This is a genomic window from Cyclobacterium sp. 10D3-21 (assembly GCF_055809755.1).
Genome location: NZ_CM147924.1, coordinates 762,172 through 786,826 on the forward strand (window position 1 = coordinate 762,172; position 24,655 = coordinate 786,826).

The following is a 24,655-nucleotide window of genomic DNA, read 5'->3' on the forward strand; positions in this document are numbered from 1 at the left end:
TGGTTTAATTGCTTGTTAGCAATGGGACAACTTCAGTATATTGAATTTTTGATAGTTTGTTAACAATGTCCCTTTTTACTTGTTCAAAAGCAAGTTTGTTGGTTTCTTCTATTGGCTCTGCAGGGGGGATTTCTTCCCTAAGCCAGTCCACTTGTTTGCCATGTTTCCAAAACCTGAAGCAAAGATGCGGGCCAGTCGCCAAACCAGTACTACCGACATAGCCTATTACCTGACCTTGTTTTACTCGCGTGCCTTTTTTAATACCGCTTCCTATTTTGGACATGTGAAGGTATTGGGTGGTATAGGTACCATTGTGTCTGATTTTAACAAAATTCCCATTTCCCCCTCTGTATGTAGCTTCCAGAACGGTGCCATCACCTACTGCACGAATTTCGGTCCCTCTAGGGGCGGCATAGTCAGTTCCTAAATGGGCTTTGTACCTTTTTTGAACGGGGTGAAACCTGCTTAGACTGTATCGTGAACTTATCCTTGAGAATTTCAAAGGATCCCTTAGAAAAGCTTTTTTGAGGCTGTTGCCCTTTTCATCAAAATAAGAAATTATTCCATTTTGTTCGAAAGGGATGGCATGATATACCTGGCCCATATGCTCAAAGTAAGCTGCTTCTATGTCTTCAATGCCAACAATTTGATCTTCTACAACTTGCTCTTTAAAAATGACTTTGAATTTATCGTCTTTTTGCAATCTTTGAAAATCTACTACCCAGCCATATAAGTCAGCAAATTGATCAATAAGATCTGGAGTTAAGCCTAGCTCAGTCATGTTGACATATAAGGAGGAAGAAATAGTGCCTCCTATTTCCCTATTATTGATTTCCATTGGCTTGTTTTCTTTGTAAATAGCCGGTTGACCAAGATTAAAGACAACAAATTCAGTTCTGTTTGGTTCGTAAATAAAAAATTGCGCCTGTGTTGAATCTTTTGGTGTCAGGACGGTATATTTTTTATTGAAAGCTATTTTTTTGACATCGAAAATGGATTTGGACTTTTTTGCAATTTCATCAATAATTCGGTAGGGTACATTGAAGGGAGCAAGCAAGGTAGACAAGGTTTGGTTGCGTTCTACAACTCCTTCCACAATGTCCAAATCATCTACATTTATACCATATAGTAAGTTTTCTTCTACAGGGGCTATTTTTGTGGCTTCTATTTCCAGAGAATCATTTTCCTGGACGAGAGAGTCATTTCCGCGGAAAATCCAGAAAGTGATGCAGATAATGAATAGTAATCCTCCGTAAGTCCAATATTTTTTCATAAAATCTAGGATAAATAATATTTTGTTGGCTAATTTAAGTTGGGTGTCTTGATTTCTTACAATAGAAATTTAGCAGACCATGCGAATATACGTTTTTTTCCTGCAACAATTACATTGTATTTCTTAGGATAAACGTCAATAACCTTGAATGTATTGCTTTATCTTAGGCTTAAAAATAGCAATCTCAGGACTGAATCATTATCTTTGGCGATTATTTGCAAATAAAAAATCTAATTCAATGCTTAGAACACATACTTGTGGAGAACTCCGTCTGGAGGATTTGGATAAAAAAGTGAAACTTTCCGGATGGGTGCAGAGGGTAAGGAATAAGGGAGGATTGGTATGGGTAGACTTAAGGGACCGATATGGAATTACCCAACTGATTTTTGAAGAAGGAGAAGTAGCTCCCGAACTATTAAAAACAGCAACATCCTTAGGACGTGAATTTGTCATTCAGGCAGAAGGTGCCGTGATTGAACGAACTTCTAAAAACAAAAAAATCCCGACTGGCGAGATTGAGATCCGCGTGAGTGGGTTAAATATATTGAACAAGGCCAAGGTGCCTCCTTTTATCATCGAAGATGAAACTGATGGAGGGGAGGAATTGAGAATGAAATACCGGTACCTGGACTTGAGAAGGAGTGTAGTAAGAGAGAAACTCCAACTCAGGCATCGCATGATGCAGGAAACCAGGAAATACATGGATCGAAATGAATTTATTGAGGTAGAAACACCTGTGTTGATCAAATCTACACCGGAAGGTGCAAGAGACTTTGTGGTTCCTAGCCGGGTGCATGCAGGAGAGTTTTATGCTTTACCACAATCTCCACAGACCTTTAAACAACTTTTGATGGTCAGTGGTTTTGATCGCTATTTTCAAATTGTGAAGTGCTTTCGGGATGAAGACCTTAGAGCCGACAGGCAACCTGAGTTTACGCAAATAGATTGTGAAATGTCCTTTGTAGACCAAGAGGATATTTTGGAAGTATTTGAAGGACTTACGCGCCACCTTTTTAAAGAAGTAAAAGGGATGGACTTGGGGAATATCGAACGCATGACCTATGATGAGGCGATGCGTTTATATGGCAATGACAAACCGGACATTCGATTCGGAATGCCTTTTGTCGAACTCAACGACTTAGTTCAAGGAAAAGGTTTCAGTATTTTTGATGATGCTGAACTGATACTTGGCATCAATGCCAAAGGAGCTGCTGAATACACAAGAAAACAGCTGGATGCACTTACCAATTGGGTGAGAAGGCCTCAGATAGGTGCCAAAGGATTGGTTTATGTAAAATGCAATACGGATGGTTCATTCAAATCCACTGTTGATAAATTTTATAGCCAGGAGGACCTGAAAGCCTGGGCTGAAAAAGCCGGTGCTACTGCAGGTGACTTAATACTATTGCTTTCTGGAGATGAAAAAGGGACCAGAAAACAAATGTCTGAATTAAGGCTGAAAATGGGAGATGAATTGGGGCTGAGAGATAAATCAGTTTACAGGCCTTTATGGGTACTGGATTTTCCATTACTTGAGTGGGATGAGGAAACCTCCAGGTATCATGCCATGCACCATCCTTTCACTTCTCCTAAAAAAGAAGACATGGAATTGCTGGACCAGGATCCTGGAAAAGTTCGCGCCAATGCCTATGATTTGGTTATCAACGGTGTTGAAATTGGTGGTGGTTCCATTAGGATTCATGACAAAGAGACCCAACAGTTGATGTTCAAACACCTTGGGTTTAGCGATGAAGATGCACAATCTCAATTCGGCTTTCTAATGGAAGCATTCGAATACGGAGCACCCCCACATGGTGGGATTGCTTTTGGTTTTGACAGGTTATGTGCCATTTTTGGTGGAACAGATTCTATCAGAGACTATATCGCCTTCCCTAAAAATAATGCAGGAAGAGATGTGATGATCAACTCTCCAAGTAGCATATCTGCAGAGCAATTGGTTGAATTGTCCTTAGATATCAAAGAAGAAAAAGGAAAAGAATAATTGTTTGTTCGCTGACGATTTACTTGACATGTACAAGATGACTTCTTATCCCCATGATGATAAGTAATTGTCCCAGAATATAGGTGCTCATAATTAATAGGTCGCCGTCCACAATGGGATAAAAAAATCGATCCAATGCCAACAGACTATCTGATATAAAGAACAGAATAGCACCAATGAAAAGCTGCCAAAAGCTGGATGTATTGGTTCTTCCATATCTTTCTCTGGCCATTGTCACCATCATGACAATGGCCATTGTATATATAATTACTGGTATTTTTAACTCGTTTAATTGAGAGTGAATCAGAAAATAAATAAGCGCAGCAACAATGTATAGTGGAAGATTATAAACAAACATTTTTATAAAATTCACTTTAAAGGGATTAAAAGTGTGATTTTGGGTCAGTTTGAAAGCCACGATATAGCATACATGGGTCATAAAGAAGGCACCTAATCCGAATAGAAATAAACTCTCCTTCAGAAGGAGAACATCTCCCAAAAAAGATGAAAATAGGGCTACTGACACAGTTGTTCTCAATAAACTGCCTTTGATTAATTTTGTGCTCTGTAAAAAATAGAACAATAAAGAGATCATTATCAGAGGTTTGGTGAAATACCTGTATTGGATTTCCGTATTAACAATCATCGCTATATCTGCTAGTGCTGCAAACAGGAATATATACAACCAAAGGATTTCTTTTTTGCGCATTTCGTAAAGTTTCAGTATTTTTAATTTCAGCTTAAATTCGAACCAATCAGGGACTTACGTAGTTAGTATTGAAATTAAACGTAAATTAAGTGGTTTAGAAATTTAATCCATAGGGTTTCTATGAAGTGGTCTATATTCCCAACGAATTAAATGTGTTTGAAATAATATCAGTTTTGGGTAAAACAGCAAACCTATTTCTGGTTGAAAGTTCAAGATAATGAGTTTATATGAAAAAAATCATTTAAAACCGACACAGTTTTATGTGGGAGTAGCTTTTGTATCAAAAGGCAATTAAGCTAACCACTTATTGTTCTTTCAATACCAGAAATGGAGAAGTGACTTTCTTGGAACAATCATAAAGCCATTTTTGAAAAAACAATTTTTAATTTTTTTCTACCCAGAGTGTTAATAGAATAAAAAAATTTCCTTCTAAATTCTAATGTTAGGGATTTGTTAATTAATTTTGCTGTTTGAATTGAAAACTTAATGTTTTGCTAAAATTTTAGCACCATTAAAAGTTTACATTTGTACCCGTTATAGCCAACCCAATTTGTGATTCTATTATTTATTTTTACCTATTAAATATTTGAAAATGAGGCAACTGTTACAAAAGAAAATGCTTGTTTTGCTCTTAATGTTTCTAGCCGTTGGAAGCAGTTATGGGCAAGTCACTACCAGTTCCGTTCAAGGATCTGTTTTGGACAATGAGGGGGAAGCACTGATAGGTGCAACCGTAAAAGCCACGCATGAACCTTCAGGTTCTGTGTATGGTGCTGTTACCAATTTAGACGGTAGATTTAATTTACCCAATTTAAGAGTTGGGGGACCGTATTCCATTGAAATTAATTATCTGGGTTTTGAATCTCAGGTTTTCACAGGAATAATATTGAGGTTGGGTGAAGTCTATAGTCTCAATGCAGCGTTGTCAGATGGTGACACTGAGCTGACAGAATTTGTAGTGGAGGGGGACAGAAGTTCAGACTTTACCTCCAACAGGACAGGTACTGCTACTAATATTTCGAATGAGCAATTGAAAAACCTTCCACAAATCAATAGGAGTGTACTTGAATTTACCAGATTGACCCCGCAGGCAAGTGGTAATTCTTTCGCAGGAAGAGATGCCAGGTACAATAACCTCCAAATTGATGGAGCCAATTTCAACAATGGGTTTGGACTAAGTGGAGATCCCCTTCCAGGAGGAAATTCTCAACCGATTTCTCTAGATGCCATCGAAGAAATTACGGTGAATATTGCTCCCTATGATGTACTCCAAAGTGGGTTTACAGGAGCGGGAATTAATGCTGTAACCAGAAGTGGTACCAATACCTTCGAAGGTTCTGCCTATTATTTCCTAAAAAATCAATCCCTTCAAGGCAGGAAGATTGGAGACAATGAATTGGAATCCGTGGATGCGGCAACCAATAATTTTGGATTTAGATTGGGTGGACCTATCATTAAAAACAAATTGTTTTTCTTTGTAAACGCTGAACGTGAGATCCAATCGGGGGCAAATGCCTCTGGTGTTAACCTTTGGAGACCTTCAGAAGATGGTATTGCAGATCCTGAAAACAATATCGCCCGACCTACACGTTCAGATCTAGAGGCGGTTCAAAATCACCTGATCAATCAATGGGGATACGACCCAGGAAGATATGAAGGGTATGCCAATGAAGCAGAACAATCAAGCACCAAGTTATTGGCAAGAATAGATTGGAACATCAACGATAAGAATAAGCTCGCAGTACGTTACAACCAGGTGATTGGTACCTCCAATCAACTTGCCAATGCCACATCAGGTCCTCGGCCAAGAGCTCCATGGCCAAACGGCGCAAGGGTTAGCCAGAATGCCATTACTTTTGAGAATGGAAATTATGGGTTTGAAAATTCAGTAAGGTCCATCACCGCAGAGTTGAACAGTTATATTAGTTCTAGCTGGTCAAATCAGTTATTGGCAACCTATTCAAAAATTCAGGACAAAAGAACATCTCCATCTGATCAACTTTTCCCATTTGTTGACATCTGGGACGGTGGTGGATTGATAGCGGACGATGAAGGAAATATGGTGCAGAACAAAGGTTCTATGAATTATATATCCTTTGGTACCGAGTTATTTACCTATAATAACGATGTTCTCAATAATAACTATTCCATCATCAATAACCTGAACTATGTAGAAGGCAAGCATAACATTACAATGGGTGCTGCATTTGAACTTCAGAATTTTGGAAATAGTTATACCAGAATGGGAACCTCTTATTATCGGTATGCATCCGTTGCTGATTTCCTCTCCACAGGTACAGCAAATGAAGTTGCCCCTACCATGTTTGGGTTGACTTATCCATATGCAGGAAAAGATACCTATTCAACGGTTAATTTTGGTTTGGCCTCGCTTTATGCTCAGGACAAATATGCAGTAAACAATGACCTTAGCATTACTTTCGGTCTTCGTGCAGAACTTCCGATATACCTTAATGAGTTAACGGCCAATCCCTCCATCAATGAGATTACTTTGACAAATCAGTTTGGAATGCCTACCAATTACGATTCAGGAAAGTGGCCAACGTCAAAATTGATGGTTTCACCACGTTTTGGTTTTAATTATGATGTATTTGGTGACCGTTCGCTTACTTTAAGAGGAGGTACTGGTGTATTCTCAGGAAGAATTCCTTTTGTTTGGTTGACCAATATGCCTACCAATGCTGGAGTTATTCAAAACAACGTGGAGCCAGGTAGTTATGAACAAGTGGAAGGGTGGATTGATAATATATCTTTCCAACCAGAACGTTATTATTATGTGGAAAATGTTCCTGAAGGTGCTGAAGATGTATTTATTTCTTCCCCTACAGAAGGAGCTCCAGGTTCTTTTGCTTTGGTTGACCCAGATTTTAAAATGCCAATGGTTTGGAGATCTAGTTTTGGACTGGATTATCAAATCCCAAATACACCATTGGTGTTGACATCAGATTTCTTGTATACCAAGGACATCAATGCGGTGTTCCAATATGGAGCCAATCGTATCAGGTCTAACAATACCATGAATTATGGCGCAAGCAATGCTCCGGGAGATTATGGTGATACCCGTGAAATATTCCTTCCTGGCCAAAGCACAGCTTATAACAGTGTGATGGGCGGTAATAGCGCCACCGTGCTTTCCAATACCAATGTTAAAGGAAGAAGCTTTAGTGGAACCGTAGGCCTGTCAGTTCCTTATCACAGAGGCTTAAGTGCATCTTTGTACTATACTTACTCTTCCGCAAAGGATGTGACTGCAAACGATGGGTCTAATGCAAGTTCTGCATGGGGCGCAAGTCCAACCATCAATAGTCCGAATGACCAAATGTTACACATCTCAAATTTCGCCATCCCTCATAGGGTAGTAGGAAGCGTGAGTTACAGAATTGAATATGGCAATTCATTGGCGACTACTATCGGTATGTACTACAATGGTGCCCATCAGGGAAGGTACTCTTATGTGTATAGCAATGACTTGAATGGAGACGGCATTACAGGAGACCTGATTTATCTTCCTGAAAGTTCTTCTACCATGAATTTTGTTGATATTATGGAGGACGACGAAGTAGTCTATACCGCTGAAGAGCAAAGAGCTGCTTTTGATGCTTATGTGGAGGAGAATGGATTGAGCAAATATAGAGGGGATTATTTACCTAGAAATGCTTTCCTTAATCCTTGGCTAAATCGTTTTGACATCAGGGTATTGCAGGATGTTTCTCAAACATTTGGTAAGGTGAAAAATACCGTTCAACTGAGTGTGGATATTGTTAATTTAGGAAACCTATTGAATAGCGACTGGGGGGTTCAGGACAATTTAAATGGTGCTGAGAACCTGCTTTCACGAGCTGGATCTGTTAGTCCAACGCCTGACGTTAACCTCAATACCATTTCAGGAAGCCTTCCAATGACGCCTTTCCGTAATGCCAGTGGTTTTGGAACGACCTGGAGCATGCAGGTAGGTTTGAGGTATTTATTTTAAGGATTTTGTAAATTTTATTTTTTAAGAAAGGCCGCCGATTAGGGCGGCCTTTTTTTTTGGTGTGCCGTGCATGGTAATTAACTAGGTGATGAAAGATCACTATGGGGGTTTGTGATCACCAACCATTAGCTGAAGACAAGGGTGTCCATTGTGAGGTGGAATCTGAAGGAAGTTGGAAGCAAAACTCTGCCCTGAGGAACACGAATCATATCAGGCATAACCGTTGGGATGAGACTACCAAACAAGTCGAAGTCCAAAGATCACACAGACAGCGGGATGTATATATGGCGGGGACATGGAGTGAAAGTGAATTATCTTACCACGGGAGATCTGATAGACGTGTTGAAACGAAGTATGAAACACGGACAACAGTAGCTATCAGAGGTCAGCAGAAGCCATAGTACTAAGTATCGACTATATTTAGGAAGGGCTGAACTTTATTAGATGTGTAGTAAATGAGAGTTACCTAATGAAAGGAAGAGGGCAGAAAATCTTTGGTAAATCAAAGACCTCTAAACAAAAGAATAGGACGGAATCCGAAGGATATGTTGGAGGGCAGACTTTCATGTGGATAACCGAAAACAACCTCATCAACAATCCAACTGAAACAGGATATGATTTATTAGAAATGATACTATCTCCAACAAACCTAAATTTAGCCTACCGGAAGGTACAGCGAAATAATGGTTCGGCAGGAGTTGACAAGATGGAAGTCGAATCGCTTAGCGATTATCTGGTTCAACATAAAGATAGTCTGATAGAGAATATACTGAATGGTAAATACCGCCCCAATGCGGTACGCAGAGTAGAGATACCAAAAGACAATTGGAATAAGCGAAAACTGGGTATTCCCACGGTAGTGGATAGAGTAATCCAGCAAGCCATATCCCAAGAATTAAGTAAACTTTACGAACCCCAATTTTCGGCTCATAGTTATGGGTTCAGGCCAAAACGCAATGCACATCAAGCACTGAAAAAGTGTAAGGGGTACATAACAGAAGGTTATAATTACGCTGTAGATATGGACTTGGAAAAGTTCTTTGACACAGTTAACCATAGCAAGCTGATAGAAATACTCTCACGAACAGTAAAAGATAATCGAGTTGTATCATTGATACATCGTTATCTAACTGGAGGTATCCGAATAGGTCAAGCCTTTGAGCCGAGCATAGAGGGAGTTCCACAGGGCGGGCCATTGAGTCCATTATTGGGCAATATTATGCTCAATGAACTGGACAAAGAGTTAGCGCATAGAGGACATAACTTTGTACGTTATGCAGATGACTTTTTGATTTTATGTAAGAGTAAGCGAGGTAGTAAACGAGTAATGGAGAGCATTACAAACTTCATAGAAAACAAGCTATACTTGAGAGTCAATCGTGAAAAGAGCCAGGTTACATCAATCCGAGGGGTTAAATTTCTTGGATATTCCTTTTATAAATATAGAGGGGAATGTAGATTAAGAGTTCACCCCAAAAGTATCGCCAAGCTGAAAGCCAAATTAAAAGAGCTAACATCAAGGAGTAATGGATGGGGAAATGAAAGACGGAAAAAATCCTTATCCCAATATATAAAGGGTTGGATTAATTATTTTAAGATGGCAGATATGAAAAGTATTCTACTTGGTATAGATGAATGGTATCGCAGGCGCCTGCGGATGGTGATTTGGAAACAATGGAAACGAATAAGAACCAAAATAACCAATCTCATCAAACTCGGAGTTAAGAAATCAAAGGCGTATGAATGGGCGAACACAAGAAAAGGACATTGGCATACGTCCAAGAGCTTTATCTTATCAACCACGATTACAAAGAAACGTCTGCAAATTGCAGGATATGTCTTTCTAGCTGACTGTTACCTAAAGGCGCGGATTGTAAACTGAAGAACCGCCGTGTACCGAACGGTACGCACGGTGGTGTGAGAGGACAGCTAGGGAAATAATCCCTAGCTTCCTACTCGATCTTAACCAAGATTAAGCATTAGAATTGGTGATAGCCTGTCCTCACTAAAGTAAGTTGGAATTGCTGTAAACACAAGAAAATTAGTCTGCATGGAGGTAATAATATAGGGCAGCTATGCTGGAATTAAAGCGATTTTATAATGATAGATTGGCTATTGCGTGTTTTGGGTTGAAATATATTATTGGGCTCAAGATAATGTTATTCCATCTTTTGAAACCTGTAATAAAATTATCCAATCTATGAAAATTCCTGTTACCTGCCATTAATGGCTTAGTTTTACCTCTTAAATTTTATTGTTTCTTTGGTATTGAAATTTAGATTACTTTAACTTTACAATTGTTGAGATTTGCAATTAATAGCAGCTAGGGCGGTCAATAATATTTTACCATGTTTTATTGACAAGATTTAATTCATTATTCAGTTCAGCCATCAATTGAATTTACATTTTATAGCATACTTATAGGTAAAACAATACTCTAGTTCCAGAATGAAAAACCAAACTAAAATCATTTTGATAGTAATTATCCTATTGGTAATAGGATTTATGTTTTTTTATCCCAGGATGGATACGCTCACTAAAAGTGAAACCACAACCGCTAGTGCTGCTCCAGCTGTCAATACAAACCTTCCTGTAGAGGCCATTGAATTGAAGGAAGAGCGTTTGGAAACCAGCTTGAACATTACCGGCTCACTTATTCCCAATGAAATAGTGAATCTGAGGCCAGAGGTTGCAGGGCTTGTAGAGAAAATCACTTTTGAGGAAGGAGAATTTGTAAAAAAAGGTACGCCTTTATTGTATTTAAATGATGATGAGTTAAAGGCTCAATTCGATAGGCTTGTTTATACCAAAAAACTGTATGAAAGTCAGGAGAGCAGGCAAAAGCAATTACTAACAAAAGAGGCGATTAGTCAGGAGGAGTATGATATTGTATTGAATCAGTACAATACAAATCTTGCTGATTTGCGCTTGATTGAAGCCCAGTTAAATAAGATGGTTATCAAGGCCCCTTTTGATGGGGAATTGGGCTTTAGACAGATATCAGAGGGTAGTGTAATAGGAACGACAGACCTGATTGCCACTATTGTCAATGTCAATCCTATAAAAATTGAATTTTCTATCCCAGAGCGCTATTCCAATGAAATAAAGCCTGGCTCAATTATTTACTTTCGTTCCAATGTCTCTAATGATGAAGCAGAAGGAAAAGTTTATGCCATTGAGCCAAATATAGATGCTGCTACCCGTACCCTTAAGATTCGAGCAAAAAGTGCAAATAAAGACAAGAAATTTCTACCTGGAATGTTTGTCAGGGTACGTTTGGTATTGAATGAGGTGACAGATGCTATTCTTGTTCCTTCTGAATCCGTAGTTCCGGAATTAGAAGGGTATAAAGTTTTTGTTACGAATAACGGTATAGTAGAATCCAGAAAAGTGGTGATCGGACAACGTACCGACACAAGGGTGCAGTTATTGGACGGGGTCAAATCCGGTGAACTGGTATTGACCACAGGTGTATTACAAGCAAGGGATGGAATGTCCGTAGATGTTAATTTAACGAACTGATAGCACAATATGTCAAGTTTATCTACCATCAGTATTCGCAGGCCAGTATTGTCTATTGTGATGTCTATCACCATAGTGATATTCGGGATTATCGGGATATCCTTTTTGGGTATTCGTGAATTCCCTAGTGTAGACCCCCCGGTAGTCAATGTGAGAACGGCTTATATTGGCGCCAATGCAGATGTAATTGAGGCGCAAATTACGGAACCGCTGGAGGAAGCCATAAATGGCATTTCTGGTATAAAGTCATTGTCATCAGTAAGTAATGATGGGAATAGCAGTATAACAGTGGAATTTGAAATCGGTGCTGACATGGAAGCAGCGGCGAATGATGTTCGGGACAAAGTTTCCAGGGCACAAAGAAATCTTCCTCCAGACACAGAACCTCCGATTGTTTCCAAACAAGATGCGGATACGCAACCCATAGTTTTCTTAAATGTTCAGAGCAACGAAAGAACTTTATTGGAGCTCTCTGATATCGCCACCAATATTTTTAAGGAGCGACTGCAAACCATCAGTGGTGTAAGTGAGATACGAATTTGGGGAGAGAAGGAGTATGCAATGCGCTTGAGAATGGATCCCTTGAGAATGGCTTCCTATGGCGTGACGCCTTTGGATATTCTTAATAAGGTTCAAAGCGAAAATGTGGAGCTTCCTACCGGGAGGATTGAAGGAGAATCCATTGAATTGTCTGTAAGAACTAGAAGCCGGATGAGTACTCCTGAGGAGTTCAACCGCTTGATTATTAAAGAAGAATCCAACAATGTAGTTCGTTTTCAGGATATTGGAAGGGCTGAATTGGCACCGCTAAATGAAAGGACGGTGCTAAAAAGAGATGGTATCCCTATGGTGGGAGTGGCTTTGGTGCCTTTGCCAGGTTCGAATAGCATAGAGATCATAGACGAATTTTACCGTCGCCTTGAATTCATCAAAAAAGACCTTCCAGAAGACATTGAGCTAGGCATAGGTTTTGATACCACCAAGTACATTAGAAATTCTATCAGTGAAGTGCAGCAGACTATTTTTGTAGCTTTTTTACTGGTAGTGCTTATTATTTTCCTTTTCCTTAGGGATTGGCGCACTACTTTTATTCCTGTACTTACCATTCCGATAAGTTTGATAGGTGTCTTTTTTATCATGTACATGGCAGGATTTTCTATCAATGTGCTGACCTTATTGGGTATCGTATTGTCCATAGGTTTGGTGGTGGATGATGCCATTGTAGTTTTAGAAAATATCTATACCAAAATAGAAAATGGAGAAGATCCGGAAACAGCAGCTGAGAAGGGGGCTGAGGAAATCTTCTTTGCTGTAATTGCCACCACTGTAGCCTTAGCCGCAGTATTTTTGCCAGTAATATTTCTTACGGGAACTACAGGCAGGCTTTTTAGAGAGTTTGGTGTAGTGGTAGCAGGAGCTGTTATTATTTCTTCTTTTGTTGCCCTTACCATGACGCCCATGCTTAGCTCCAAGCTTTTAAAAAGAAGGAAGCGGCACAATTGGCTTTACACCAAGACAGAGCCTTTTTTCTTGTGGTTAAATCAGGTTTACGTACATGCGCTAAAGTCCTTTATGAAGGTAAGGTGGATGGCCTTTGTAATAATTGGGGTAATGGGAATTGGCACTTATTTACTTTTTAATGAGATCCCTTCAGAATTGGCTCCATTGGAAGATAGAGGACAGATTAGAATCAATATGGCAGGGCCTGAAGGAGCCACCTTTGGTTATATGGACCGTATAATTGATGAAATGACCGAGGAGTTATCGTCCATGATTCCTGAAGAGGAGAGAGCTGGTTTGATCTCGGTTACCTCTCCAGCCTTTGGAACCTCAAGTACCAATTCAGGATTTATAAGAGTGATTTTGAAGGATGCGGCCGAAAGAAACAGAAGCCAGCAAGAGATATTTGATGAAGTATCGGTCTACTTAAAAAATAAAACAGCTGTGAGGGCCTTTGGCGCTCAAGAACCATCGATTGGGGATAGAAGAGCCGGCTTGCCGATCCAGTATGTGATCCAATCCCAGACGCTGGAGAAATTGAAAGAAGTAATACCGGTTTTTATGGAAAGAATGGGACAGAGTCCTGTATTTACCTTTCCTGATGTCAACCTGAAATTTACTAAACCTGAATTAGAAATTGAGATTGATAGGGAAAAAGCAAGAAACATAGGCGTCTCTGTGCAAGAGATCGCCAGAACGCTTCAACTCAGTTATTCAGGCCAGCGGTTTGATTACTTTATCATGAATGGCAAGCAGTATCAGGTAGTAGGGGAAATGCAGTTGGAGGATAGAAACGAACCTATAAACCTGAGAATGCTCTATGTCAAAGGTGAAAATGAACAATTGATCCAAATGGATAACCTGGTAAGTATCTCTGAAAGAAGTACCCCACCTCAACTTTATCGTTACAATAGATTTGTGAGCGCAACTGTGCAGGCAGGTTTGGCACCTGGTCAAACGGTAGGTACAGGTTTGGCGGAAATGGATCGGATTGCCGCGGAGGTTCTGGATGAGACATATACCACTGATGTGGCAGGGCTCTCAAAAGAATACAGAGACAGCTCCAGTAGTCTGGTATTTGCCTTTGTGTTTGCATTGATTTTGATTTACCTGGTTTTATCAGCCCAGTTTGAAAGTTTTATGGATCCACTAACAATTATGTTTACGGTTCCCTTGGCTATTTTTGGGGCCTTATTGTCTTTGTGGTTATTTGATTTCACCCTTAATGTTTTCAGCCAAATAGGTATCATTATGCTGATCGGCCTGGTTACTAAAAATGGTATTTTGATCGTGGAGTTTGCCAATCAACGCAAGGCTCAGGGATTTTCTATAGAAGAGGCTATTGAAGGAGCAGCAGCTGCCAGGTTTAGGCCAATATTAATGACCAGCTTGTCTACAATTTTGGGGATTTTGCCAATAGCACTTGCACTGGGAGCAGGCTCAGAAGGAAGGGTGCCAATGGGAGTGGTCGTAGTGGGCGGTATGTTACTGGCCACAGTGCTTACCCTATTTATTATTCCAGGCATTTATACATATTTAACATCAAAACAAGGAAGATTAGCAAGAGTTTAATATGAAAGAATTTTTATTGCTAGGTTTGGTGATGGTAATTTCCTGCAAGATGTACGCACAGCAGGAAGAGTCTTTAACTTTCGAAAAGGCTGTTGAGATTGGCTTAGAAAACAATTTTGATGTTAAAATAGCTACCAACCAGGTCTTATTGGCTGAAAACGAGAAAAAGCAGGCTGGAAGCCTCTTAATGCCCGTGCTGGATCTAAACAATACCAGAATTTATAGAAAGGAAGACACAGAGCAGTCTTTTGTAAGTGATCCGGAAAATCCACGCATCATTCCCAATGCACAAACAAGAAATAATAATTATAGTTTGGTTGCCATTTATGGGTTTCGTGCAGATGCAGTTGTGGCCATGCAGCGATTGGGCAAGCTTGCGGAGGTAACTGAGTTAGAAGCCAAAGTGGTGATAGAAAATACGGTAGCATCAATAGCGACGACCTATTATAGACTGGTATTGGAGCTGCAAAGATATGAAGTGCTTGAGCACACTTTGAAATTGTCTGACGAAAGACTGGAAATTGCAAAAGCGCAATACGAATTTGGTCGAGCATCCAAAAGAGATTTTCTAGCTGCCCAAGTGGATTATAATGCAGATCTTACGGCCCTGGTTTCTCAAGAGCAGGTGATTCAAAATTCAAGGGTAAACCTAAACGAATTGTTGGCCATTGGGCCTGATAAGCAGTTTGTAGTGAAAGATACCATCCTGATTAAAGAATCCCTTTCAATAGAGGAATTAAAGGAGAGTGCATTTGATCAAAACAAGACCTTTTTGGCTACTCAGAGAATGGAAAATGTTGCCTACCTGCAATTGAAAGAATTAAGGGCACAGCGTTTACCTACCATCACACTGAATGGCTCTTATATAGACAATACCTTAAATTCAGATGCAGGGTTTTTATTGAGCAATCAGCAGCAAGGAATAAACTTGGGCGCAACCATAAGTTTAAATTTATTTAGTGGTTTGTCTCTAAACCGCAGAATTCAGGCAGCCAAAATCCAGATCAATAACCAAAAGCATTTGATGGAACAATATCAAAATCAAATGTTGTCAGATTTACAGCGAACCTACAATACCTATGAAAATAGTAAACGACTTTTGGAAATCGAAAGAATCAACTATGAGGTAGCTGTGGAGAGTTCAGATATCACTTTGGATAGGTTTCGTTTGGGGATTACCAATTACCTGGAATTTAGAGATGCACAGGTGAGTAGACTTCAGGCAGAAAGTAGATTGATAGAGTCTCTTTACACGATTAAAGAAAATGAAATAGAACTAATGCGGCTTTCGGGTAAGATTTATTTTGCTAATAGGGGTATGTAATGACAAAATCAATTGTTAATTGCATTATTGAACATTTACATTTTGAGGGGCATATTTTGGTATATTAAGGATAAAAGCCTATAATTGAGTAGACCAAAGCACAACCTGAGTGCTCACTCTATGTCAAAAATCAATGTTTCTTACTTTTTATTGATCTTTTTTACCTTTGCACTGACAGCTTGCAAGGAAAAGGTAGAAGAAAAAGTGGCACCAAAATACTGGGAGTTTCCAGCAGAATTGGATTTTGATGCCATAAAAAAAAGAGGTTTTATTCGCGCTGTAGTAGATAATTCTTCCACCAGCTACTATATCTATAGAGGCAGAACGATGGGCTATGAGTTTGAATTGCTCAGGAATCTGGCCTATCAGTTAGGCGTAAACTTAAGGTTAATCGTAAGACATGATTTGGAAGATGCCTTTCGTTTATTGAATAAAGGCAAGGCAGATATAGTAGCGATTAACTTTGAAGTAACTGAAGCGCGAAAAAAGTTTGCCGCTTTCACTGAACCTGTCGGTTCTATGGAAACAGTGGTGGTTCAGCGGAAAGATAAATCTCATGTAGACAGTTTATCTCAGCTTTCAAATAAAAAGGTATTTATTAAAAAAGGCACCATATACAAGGAGCGCCTTATGGGGCTCAGTGATTCACTTTCACTTTCCCTCTCGATAGAAGAAAAAAATACCAGCCTGGAAGACCTTATTAATCAAGTGATTAAGGAAGAAATTGACTATACGGTAGTAGACAATGATATTGCGTTGGTAAATGCCACTTACAACGATGTTTTGGATGTAAAACTTATGGTCAGTCAGCCAAATCCTGTTTCGTGGGCAATACGAAAAAATGCACCTCAGTTGGAAGCTAAAATTAATGAATGGATCGCAAGAATTGACAGGACAGGGTTTAAGGCCATTTTGTACCATAAATATTTTTTAAACAAGAAAAACAGTTACCATCGCTCCTCCTCAGCCTTTTCGTCAGTGTCGGGAGATAGAATATCCGCCTATGATGATATAATTAAAAATGGTGCAGATCAATTGGGATGGGATTGGAGGTTGTTGGCAGCACTGGTTTATAAAGAAAGTCGCTTTAACCATTCTGCGGTATCTTATGCTGGGGCTGTAGGTTTACTTCAGCTTATGCCAGTGACCTTACAGCGATTTGGCGTCAATGACCCAAACAACCCCAATGAAAGCCTTAGAGGTGGAGTAAATTATCTGAAATACCTGGATGGGTTTTGGCTTGACCGAGTACCTGACAACAATGAGCGGATAAAGTTTATTTTGGCTTCTTATAATGTAGGGCATGGACACGTGCAGGATGCCTGGCGATTGGCTTATAAATATGGGAAAGACAATAAAAGATGGGAAAATGTAGCCTATTACCTGGAAAGGAAATCAAAACCTGAAGTTTATAGGGACCCTTGGGTAAAAAGTGGCTATGCCAAAGGCCATGTCACGGTTCGATATGTACGAGAGGTGTATGGCTTGTATGAATCATATAAGGTATTGGTTGATTCCTAAGCATTGGGAATCATGTCTGCCATGATTTTTGCAGACAACAGGCACAAGGGAATTCCCCCTCCAGGATGGACACTTCCACCACAAAAATACAGCTTGTCTATTTTTGAGCTATAATTTGGATGCCTTAAAAAAGCAGCATACTTGTTATTGGAGCTGTTTCCGTACAAAGCACCATTGGCAGAGGACGTTTTGGTCTCAATACCTATGGGATCCAGGATTTGCTCCACTACGATTAATGACTCGATATCTGTATTAAGCGTGGCGTTAATTTTTCTGACAATGAATTCCTTTGCTTTAGCTTTTATTTTATCCCAATCCTGACCTTGGTTATTGGGTACGTTTATCATGGTAAACCAATTCATACAGCCTTCAGGAGCATCCTTCTCTTTATGTATAGAGGTGATATTGATGTATACCGTTGGGTCTTCGTACAGGTCTTTCTGCTCAAAAATGGCCTTAAACTCCTTTTCATAATCATTGCTAAAAAGGATGTTATGAAGGTCTAGTTCGGGAAAGTGTTTCTTTATTCCCCAATAGAAGATCAGGGCGGAGCTGGATTTGGGTTGTTTTAATAGTCTTTTAGGTTGTGCTTCCTCCTTAAGAATGGTTTTGTAGGCAGTTACCATGTCCATATTATTGATTACAAAGTCGGAAAAATAGGATTTCCCTCCTGCTTCTACACCCTTGGCTGTATTATTCTTTACGAGAATTTTTTCTACCGGCTGATTAAAATGAAAGTTGACCCCAAGCTCCTTGGCAAGATTAAAAAGACTGAGGGTAATGTCATGCATTCCTTTAACCGGAAAATAAGCACCCCTATTAAATTCCAGATGTGGAATAATGTTTAATGTGGCTGGAGTCTGGTAAGGGTTTGATCCATTGTAAGTGGCATATCTGTTAAACAACTGGACAAGTTTGGGATGATTGAATTGTTGAGAATTAGCCTGGTTCATGGTCTTGAAAAGCCCCAGCTTACCCATTCTAAGGTAGGAACTCAATGCTTTTTTATTGAACCAGGTGCTCCACTTGTGTAATGACCTATGCATGAATAAGGGGGCGAGGTGCCGGTAGATATAGGCTGATTTTCTTAAGGCTTTTTTGATGTTTTCAGGTTGTTCCCCAAGTTGAGTTTTCACTTCTTTTGCGAATTTATCCAGGTCGGCATGAGCGCTTAATTTAGTGCCGTCTTCCCAGAAATAATTACAATTGATTTCAAGCCTTTTGTATTGGAAAAAGTCTTCCGTTTTTTTATCCGCCAATTCAAATAACTCTTCTACTTGTTCAGGTAGGGTAAACAGGGAAGGGCCAGCATCAAAACGATAACCCTCCATATTAATTTCAGACAACTTCCCTCCAGGATATGAATTTGCCTCAAATACGGTTACCTGATATCCTTTAATTGACAAACGGATAGCTGCTGCCAAACCTGCGATGCCAGAACCTACTATTACAACCTTTTTTCCCATAAATTTAAATCAAATTGAATCCTCCGTAAAACCTTTAGGCGAAAGGATTGATCCAATTTTTAAGATTTACTTTTCCTTTTGCTACTTTTGACAAGCATAGTTTAACTTTTCTTTAACTATTGATTTAAAACAACCTGATCAAGGTGTGTTTTGTTATCCTATAGTGTGGTTTTTTGGTCTCTAGTATCGCTTTAGTTGGCTAACCTGTACCCACATCGCTTTATCTCTGTTGTAGTTTAGACGTCTCAGCTCAGGATTGGAATTGTTTAATCTTTAAACTGAAGGGATGCTTCTTCCCATTCTTTAAAGGATTGTTCGATTGCGTCTGCAAATACTTTAGATTCCTGAGCACCACTTATGCCATATTTACGGTTGAAGACAAAGAAAGGGACTCCTTGAATTCCGATCTGTTTTGATTCCAGAATGTCTCTTTTGACTTCGTCGGCATAATTGTCAGTATCTAAGGTTTCCACTACATTTTTTAGCCCTATTTCATTGGATAACTCAATTAATGTGGGTATATCGTCGATATTTCTTCCCTCAATAAAGTACGCTTTAAGCAAACGCTCTTTCGTTTCCAATTGTAGTCCCTGCGTCAGCGCAAGCTGTAATAACCTGTGACTTCTAAAAGTATTGGCGACTACAGCATGGTCCATTTGGTAATCAAGGCCCTCAATGGCGGCTTGCTGTGTAACATATTCGGTCATCTCTCCGGCTTTTTCCAAGGTAACTCCTTTGCTTTCGGAAAGGTACTGAATCACAGATTTATCGGTGTCTGTTTTTATATCGGGGTTTAACTGAAAACTACGATAAATGACTTCGGTTTTGTCTCTTTGATCGAAGTTGGACAATGCATTTTCAAAACGTCGCTTTCCTATGTAGCAAAATGGGCAAACAACATCACTCCAGATTTCTATTTTCATCTCTTATTTACTTAATTAATTCTTTTTGATTCCCAGGAAGTACTGAGATTTATGTATTGTATAACAATTCGCCTAACACTTCGGTTCTGGTGCTTGAAAATTATAAATTCTTCATAAATAAATTTTCTTTGTAAATTTATGGGTAAACCGATTGGAATAAGTGTTTTTACAGGAAGTCAACTTTTCTTGCAAGGTTTTTGATGTAAATTATAGTAACTTGACTTATACAATTTGTAATTTGTTATTAAAATCCCTATGTCAATATGAATGAGATCATTACTACAATTAAAAAATTGATAGAAGTAAGGGTTAATATTATAAAAGCCGAAATTGTCGACCAAATAAGTTCGGTCGTAGCAAGGGTTGCAGTCATTGTTTTAATCGTTTTATCTGCTTCTTTTATTTTGCTTTTTGGTAGTATTGCACTGGCTTTTTATTTTAGTGAAATATATGGAAGTACCTCAATTGGCTTCCTGTTGTTAACAGGTATTTATTTAATAATATTTTTGTTGTTGGTTCTATTGAGGAATGCCACGACTTTCCAAAGGATACTCAAAAATTCCCTTTACAGGTATGTTTTCTTATTTAAAGGTAGAAAAGACGAATGATGAAAGAGGATTTGTTAAAGCAGTCACAAGAATTAGAGCAAACCTTGGAGAAACAACTCCAATTTCTCAAACAGGATTCCAAGGTATACCTTAAGGTTGGAGGTTTGGCAATTCTTGGTGGTGTACTTGCCGTATATTCAGTACAGCATTTAAGAGGGAAAAATAAAAAGAAGGTCTCAAAAAATAAAAAAAAATCAAAGAAGAGAGGCTATAGCTTTTTCGGTAATCTAAGGAGTAGGCTTTTTTGGATGCTGGTTGGCATTGGAAAAGCGAGACTCATGGACAGTCTAATGGCCACAGTGGATACCGAAGATGAGTCGAAATAATGCACTTCGTGAATTGCTTTTGCAAAGAAATAAGAAAGGCATAAAGAGCCTTGCCTTATTGATAGATCCAGAGAAAATTGACAAGCAGCCCTCGCTGGACTTACTTAAGCAACTTTCCCACGGTCTTTTGATAGACTTTTTTTTTGTAGGCGGAAGTTTGGTAGACACCAAGCGACTCGATCAATGTTTGCGCAGGTTAAAGGAAGTAACCAAAGGCAATGTTCCGGTTGTTTTGTTTCCCGGTAGTGTCATGCAGCTTTCAGAAGAAGCGGACGCTATCTTGTTTCTTTCGCTTATATCTGGAAGAAATCCTGAATTATTGATCGGACAGCATGTATTGGCAGCACCTACTTTGTCTAAAAGTAAGCTAGAGGTTTTACCTGTAGGATACATGCTAATTAATGGAGGAGCGAGTACAAGCGTAGAATACATGAGCCAAACGATCCCAATTCCTCACAATAAGCCTGATATTGCAGTGGCTACAGCTTTGGCAGGCAACTTTCTGGGATTGCCTTTGTTTTACCTAGATGCTGGCTCAGGTGCAAGTTTGCCAGTCTCTAAAAAAATGATAAAAGCAGTAAGTAAGGAAGTAAAATGTCCGCTATTAGTTGGAGGAGGGATAAAATCCCTGGAACAAGCAAAAGATGCATGGAAGGCTGGTGCGGATGTACTTGTTATTGGAAATGGGGCAGAAAAAAACCCCAGCTTAATCACTGAGGTTTTACAATATATTAAATTTTATAATTCATCATTGAACGTTAATTAGCGATTCTCTTCGCCTCATTTTTCCTGCAGGTAAACCGTACATCATCTTAAACCTTCTACAGAAATAAGCAGTATCTTTGTATCCGACCTCTTTGCCGATGTCGCGAATACTCTTTTTGGTGGTTCTTAATAATTCCACTGCCGCTTCCATTCTTTGGTATTCAATATAATCCTGAGGATTAATACCGGTTAGCATTTTAAAGTATTGGCCAACATAATCTTCAGAAACATTGGCAACCTTAGCCAAAACTTTATTGGACAGGTCTCCACCGATATTTTTCTTGATATAATTGAACATGTCTATCAAACGGGGATCCTTGAAATAAGTACTGTTGGTAGATAATTCCTCTACAAATAGTCTGTTTTTAAGGATGTGACGAACCAATTCCACCACAAGTAATTCGGTATAGAGCTTTATCACTCTTTCTTTACCGGGGGTATTTTGTTCTGATTCCTTCACCACATCTTCAATAATTGAAGCTATCCGGTCATTAAACCTGATCACGAAAGCTGGTATGCCTAGTGAGTTAAAGAAATTAACAACGTCGAAAACCTTTGCTTCAAAAGTGACTGAAGTGATGCAGTCATCTTCCAAGTTCTTTATATTTTTGAAGCTGATAGTCTGAAGGTATTTCTTTTTATTTTCTAAAAAATTATCATTGTTGGTCTCGTTCCTTTTGGTGACTGTACCGAAGGATACCCTGGTCGGACGAGCTGCTGGAATAAATAGAATTTCCCCTTCGTTTACAGACTCCTGGTCTTCACCATAATTCAACGATCCCCGGTGAAGAAGGATGGCTGTATTTTCAGAATCTGTATAATCGGTGATGGTTACAGGTCGCTCAATTTTGAAGTTGTTTCCTTTAACGTACCTTACCCCAACCGACTCTATCACCTTATTGTAATATTCCATGATTAGTGCATTTAGAGTTATTTTTTGTAAAAGTATATTTTTTTTCTGATTTGTTATGACAATTTCAAATAAAAAATTAGAATAAACTAAATTCCGATTTGAAAATTACTATATATTTTCGATTTTCTACTACTTATACAATTAGCTTAAAAGCTTTCTGGATATAATTATTTTTTGAATTTCTGACGTGCCTTCATAGATTTGTGTGATTTTAGCGTCCCTCATCATTCGCTCAACGTGGTATTCTCGCACATAACCATAACCTCCATGAATTTGGACCGCCTCAATTGTGGTTTCCATGGCTACCTTTGAAGAATACAATTTGGCAATTGCACTCGATTTTACATAGGACTCGTTTTTGTCTTTTTTTAAGGCGGCTTTATAACAGAGCAAACGGGCAGCTTCTATTTCTGTATCCATGTCTGCCAGCTTAAATTGTATGGCCTGATGCTCACTGATAGCTTTCCCAAAAGTTTTTCTTTCTTTGGCATATTTCACGGACAATTCCAATGCTCCAGCTGCAATCCCAAGCGCCTGGGCAGCGATGCCAATTCGTCCACCGTTTAATGTTTCCATGGCAAATTTGAAACCAAAACCTTCCTCACCTATTCTGTTTTCTTTGGGGACCTTCATGTCAGTAAACATCAAAGAACAGGTGTCGGAAGCCCTAATGCCCATTTTGTCTTCCTTTGTTCCTCTGTCAAAACCTTCCCAATCTCTTTCTACTATAAATACTGATATGCCATGATGTTCCTTCTCCTTATTGGTTTGTGCTACCACCAGGTAAAAGTCAGCTGTAAAACCATTGGTTATCCAGTTTTTTGTCCCATTTATTAGGTAATGGTCGCCTTTATCAACGGCTGTTGTTTTTTGTGAGGTGGCATCAGATCCAGCTTCTGGTTCTGACAATGCAAATGCACCCAGGCGTTTGCCAGAGGCCAGGGGTGTCAGGTATTTCTCTTTTTGGGCTTTTGTCCCATATTTCTCTAATCCCCAACAAACAAGAGAGTTATTCACCGACATGATCACACCTGCTGAGGCATCTACCTTAGAAATCTCCTCCATTGCAATCACATAGGAAAGGGTGTCCATTCCACCTCCTCCATATTCCGGGGGAACCATCATTCCCATAAATCCCATTTCAGCCATCTTTGCAATCAATTCCTTTGGAAATTCACCCTTGATGTCCCTGTCGATTACTTTTGGTAAAAGTTCTGTTTTGGCAAAGTCTGAAGCCGCTTCTTTGATGGCCCGTTGTTCTTCGTTCAGTTCAAAATCCATACTTCTGAATTAATATTAATACTACTTTAAGCTCGCGACAGGGTAACCAATAAATCGAATTTTTATTACCTGCTCTTTTTCGGAATGGGTGTTGAAATTTGCACCTAAATTATAGGGTGGCTTACAAATTTATTATCACTCAAATCAATAAATGTTGAACATTTCAGGTTTACCCTTAATAGATATACCCAAAAACTAAAAAAGGGGCAACGCTGCCCCTTTAAATAATTAAAATAAGTTTGTTTTACCTAATCTCTGTTACCAAAAAAGACAAACATATAATAGGCTAGTGTTGCCATTGATGCCAATGCTGCTACAACATAAGTCATCGCGGCCCATTTTAATGCATCTTTTGACATGCCGTATTCATCAGGAGTAACTACGTTTCTCTGTTTAACCCAAGCCAAGGCCCGGTTACTGGCGTCAAATTCCACAGGTAGCGTTATGACACTGAAAAGTGTCAATATACTATATGCTCCTACTACTACCATGCCTACGGCTTCGTAAGGCAGGCCAAATAAGGCTATTCCCCCAAAAAGAGAAGCAATCAATACAACATTCAAGATTTTACCACTTATGTTTTGAATAGGTACCAAGGTTGACCTTAGTTTCAACCATGCATATGAATTTGCATGTTGTACCGCATGCCCGCACTCATGAGCTGCCACTGCTGTAGCAGCAACATTCCTTCCGTAATATACATCAGTGCTAAGATTTACTGTGCTGTTCATTGGATTGTAGTGGTCAGATAACTGCCCTTCAACACAATTGACCTTTACATTGTGGATGTTGTGATCTGCCAACATCAACTCAGCAACTTCTTTACCGGATAGGTTGGCTTTTAAAGAAACCTGTGAGTACTTCTTAAACTTTTTCTTCAACCTGTTGCTGACAACATAGCCTAGAATTGCAAAAACAACTACTATTAGTATGATTCCCATTTTCTATTTTTTATTTCT

At 39.2% G+C, this 24,655-nt stretch carries 17 protein-coding genes; 10 read left to right on the forward strand and 7 right to left on the reverse strand.

The window, feature by feature from the left end; genetic code table 11:
• Positions 1-4: 4 nt before the first annotated feature.
• Positions 5-1,273 carry a peptidoglycan DD-metalloendopeptidase family protein gene (locus AC0L7T_RS03295; protein WP_473341043.1) on the reverse strand — a complete coding sequence of 423 codons (1,269 nt, stop codon included), beginning with the start codon at positions 1,271-1,273 and terminating at the stop codon, positions 5-7.
• 238 nt (positions 1,274-1,511) lie between these two features.
• Between AC0L7T_RS03295 and aspS the strand changes: the two genes are divergently transcribed.
• Positions 1,512-3,275: an aspartate--tRNA ligase gene (aspS, locus tag AC0L7T_RS03300; protein WP_473341044.1), complete on the forward strand. Its 1,764-nt coding sequence runs from the start codon at positions 1,512-1,514 to the stop codon at positions 3,273-3,275.
• Positions 3,276-3,294: 19 nt separating this feature from the next.
• Here aspS and AC0L7T_RS03305 read toward each other — a convergent pair whose 3' ends face one another.
• The gene (locus tag AC0L7T_RS03305; RefSeq protein WP_473341045.1) at positions 3,295-3,984 is read right to left on the reverse strand and encodes a lysoplasmalogenase; all 690 of its coding nucleotides are present in this window, start codon (positions 3,982-3,984) and stop codon (positions 3,295-3,297) included.
• A gap of 592 nt (positions 3,985-4,576) precedes the next feature.
• Here AC0L7T_RS03305 and AC0L7T_RS03310 point away from each other — a divergent pair.
• The 6 genes from AC0L7T_RS03310 to AC0L7T_RS03335 all read left to right on the forward strand — a co-directional run bounded on the left by AC0L7T_RS03310 (position 4,577) and on the right by AC0L7T_RS03335 (position 17,414).
• Positions 4,577-7,975: a TonB-dependent receptor gene (locus AC0L7T_RS03310; protein ID WP_473341046.1), complete on the forward strand. Its 3,399-nt coding sequence runs from the start codon at positions 4,577-4,579 to the stop codon at positions 7,973-7,975.
• A gap of 469 nt (positions 7,976-8,444) precedes the next feature.
• Positions 8,445-9,857 (forward strand): group II intron reverse transcriptase/maturase, encoded by a 1,413-nt coding sequence (ltrA, locus tag AC0L7T_RS03315; protein WP_473341047.1) that lies wholly within the window; start codon positions 8,445-8,447, stop codon positions 9,855-9,857.
• A gap of 566 nt (positions 9,858-10,423) precedes the next feature.
• On the forward strand, positions 10,424-11,497 hold the full coding sequence (locus AC0L7T_RS03320; protein ID WP_473341048.1) for an efflux RND transporter periplasmic adaptor subunit: 1,074 nt from the start codon (positions 10,424-10,426) through the stop codon (positions 11,495-11,497).
• A gap of 9 nt (positions 11,498-11,506) precedes the next feature.
• Positions 11,507-14,569 (forward strand): efflux RND transporter permease subunit, encoded by a 3,063-nt coding sequence (locus AC0L7T_RS03325; protein ID WP_473341049.1) that lies wholly within the window; start codon positions 11,507-11,509, stop codon positions 14,567-14,569.
• A 1-nt stretch (position 14,570) separates the two neighbouring features.
• The gene (locus AC0L7T_RS03330) at positions 14,571-15,893 is read left to right on the forward strand and encodes a TolC family protein (protein WP_473341050.1); all 1,323 of its coding nucleotides are present in this window, start codon (positions 14,571-14,573) and stop codon (positions 15,891-15,893) included.
• A 120-nt stretch (positions 15,894-16,013) separates the two neighbouring features.
• Positions 16,014-17,414 (forward strand): MltF family protein, encoded by a 1,401-nt coding sequence (locus tag AC0L7T_RS03335; RefSeq protein WP_473343344.1) that lies wholly within the window; start codon positions 16,014-16,016, stop codon positions 17,412-17,414.
• Here AC0L7T_RS03335 and crtD read toward each other — a convergent pair.
• The gene (gene crtD / locus AC0L7T_RS03340) at positions 17,411-18,880 is read right to left on the reverse strand and encodes a 1-hydroxycarotenoid 3,4-desaturase CrtD (RefSeq protein ID WP_473341051.1); all 1,470 of its coding nucleotides are present in this window, start codon (positions 18,878-18,880) and stop codon (positions 17,411-17,413) included. The genes AC0L7T_RS03335 and crtD overlap by 4 nt on opposite strands.
• 266 nt (positions 18,881-19,146) lie before the next feature.
• Positions 19,147-19,803: a DsbA family oxidoreductase gene (locus AC0L7T_RS03345; protein WP_473341052.1), complete on the reverse strand. Its 657-nt coding sequence runs from the start codon at positions 19,801-19,803 to the stop codon at positions 19,147-19,149.
• Between the two features lie 263 nt (positions 19,804-20,066).
• On the opposite strand from AC0L7T_RS03345, the gene AC0L7T_RS03350 reads away from it, so the two are divergent.
• From AC0L7T_RS03350 to AC0L7T_RS03360, 3 genes are read left to right on the forward strand one after another with little or no spacing between them, the layout of a single operon-like run.
• A complete protein-coding gene (locus AC0L7T_RS03350) occupies positions 20,067-20,411 on the forward strand; it encodes a phage holin family protein (protein WP_473341053.1) in 345 nt (114 codons plus the stop codon).
• Complete coding sequence (locus AC0L7T_RS03355) at positions 20,408-20,737, forward strand: hypothetical protein (protein WP_473341054.1); 330 nt, start codon at positions 20,408-20,410, stop codon at positions 20,735-20,737. The genes AC0L7T_RS03350 and AC0L7T_RS03355 overlap by 4 nt, the downstream gene beginning before the upstream one ends.
• Positions 20,724-21,503, forward strand: coding sequence for a phosphoglycerol geranylgeranyltransferase (locus AC0L7T_RS03360; RefSeq protein ID WP_473341055.1), 780 nt, complete (start codon positions 20,724-20,726; stop codon positions 21,501-21,503). The genes AC0L7T_RS03355 and AC0L7T_RS03360 overlap by 14 nt, the downstream gene beginning before the upstream one ends.
• On the opposite strand, the gene AC0L7T_RS03365 is transcribed toward AC0L7T_RS03360, so the two are convergent.
• The 3 genes from AC0L7T_RS03365 to AC0L7T_RS03375 form a co-directional block, all read right to left on the reverse strand.
• Positions 21,486-22,415 carry a helix-turn-helix domain-containing protein gene (locus tag AC0L7T_RS03365; protein WP_020890662.1) on the reverse strand — a complete coding sequence of 310 codons (930 nt, stop codon included), beginning with the start codon at positions 22,413-22,415 and terminating at the stop codon, positions 21,486-21,488. The two genes, AC0L7T_RS03360 and AC0L7T_RS03365, sit on opposite strands and share 18 nt — an antisense overlap.
• Before the next feature lie 141 nt (positions 22,416-22,556).
• Complete coding sequence (locus AC0L7T_RS03370) at positions 22,557-23,696, reverse strand: acyl-CoA dehydrogenase (protein ID WP_473341056.1); 1,140 nt, start codon at positions 23,694-23,696, stop codon at positions 22,557-22,559.
• 248 nt (positions 23,697-23,944) lie between these two features.
• Entirely contained in the window at positions 23,945-24,637 is a 693-nt protein-coding gene (locus tag AC0L7T_RS03375) for a zinc metallopeptidase (RefSeq protein ID WP_473341057.1), read from the reverse strand.
• Between the last annotated feature and the right edge of the window lie 18 nt (positions 24,638-24,655).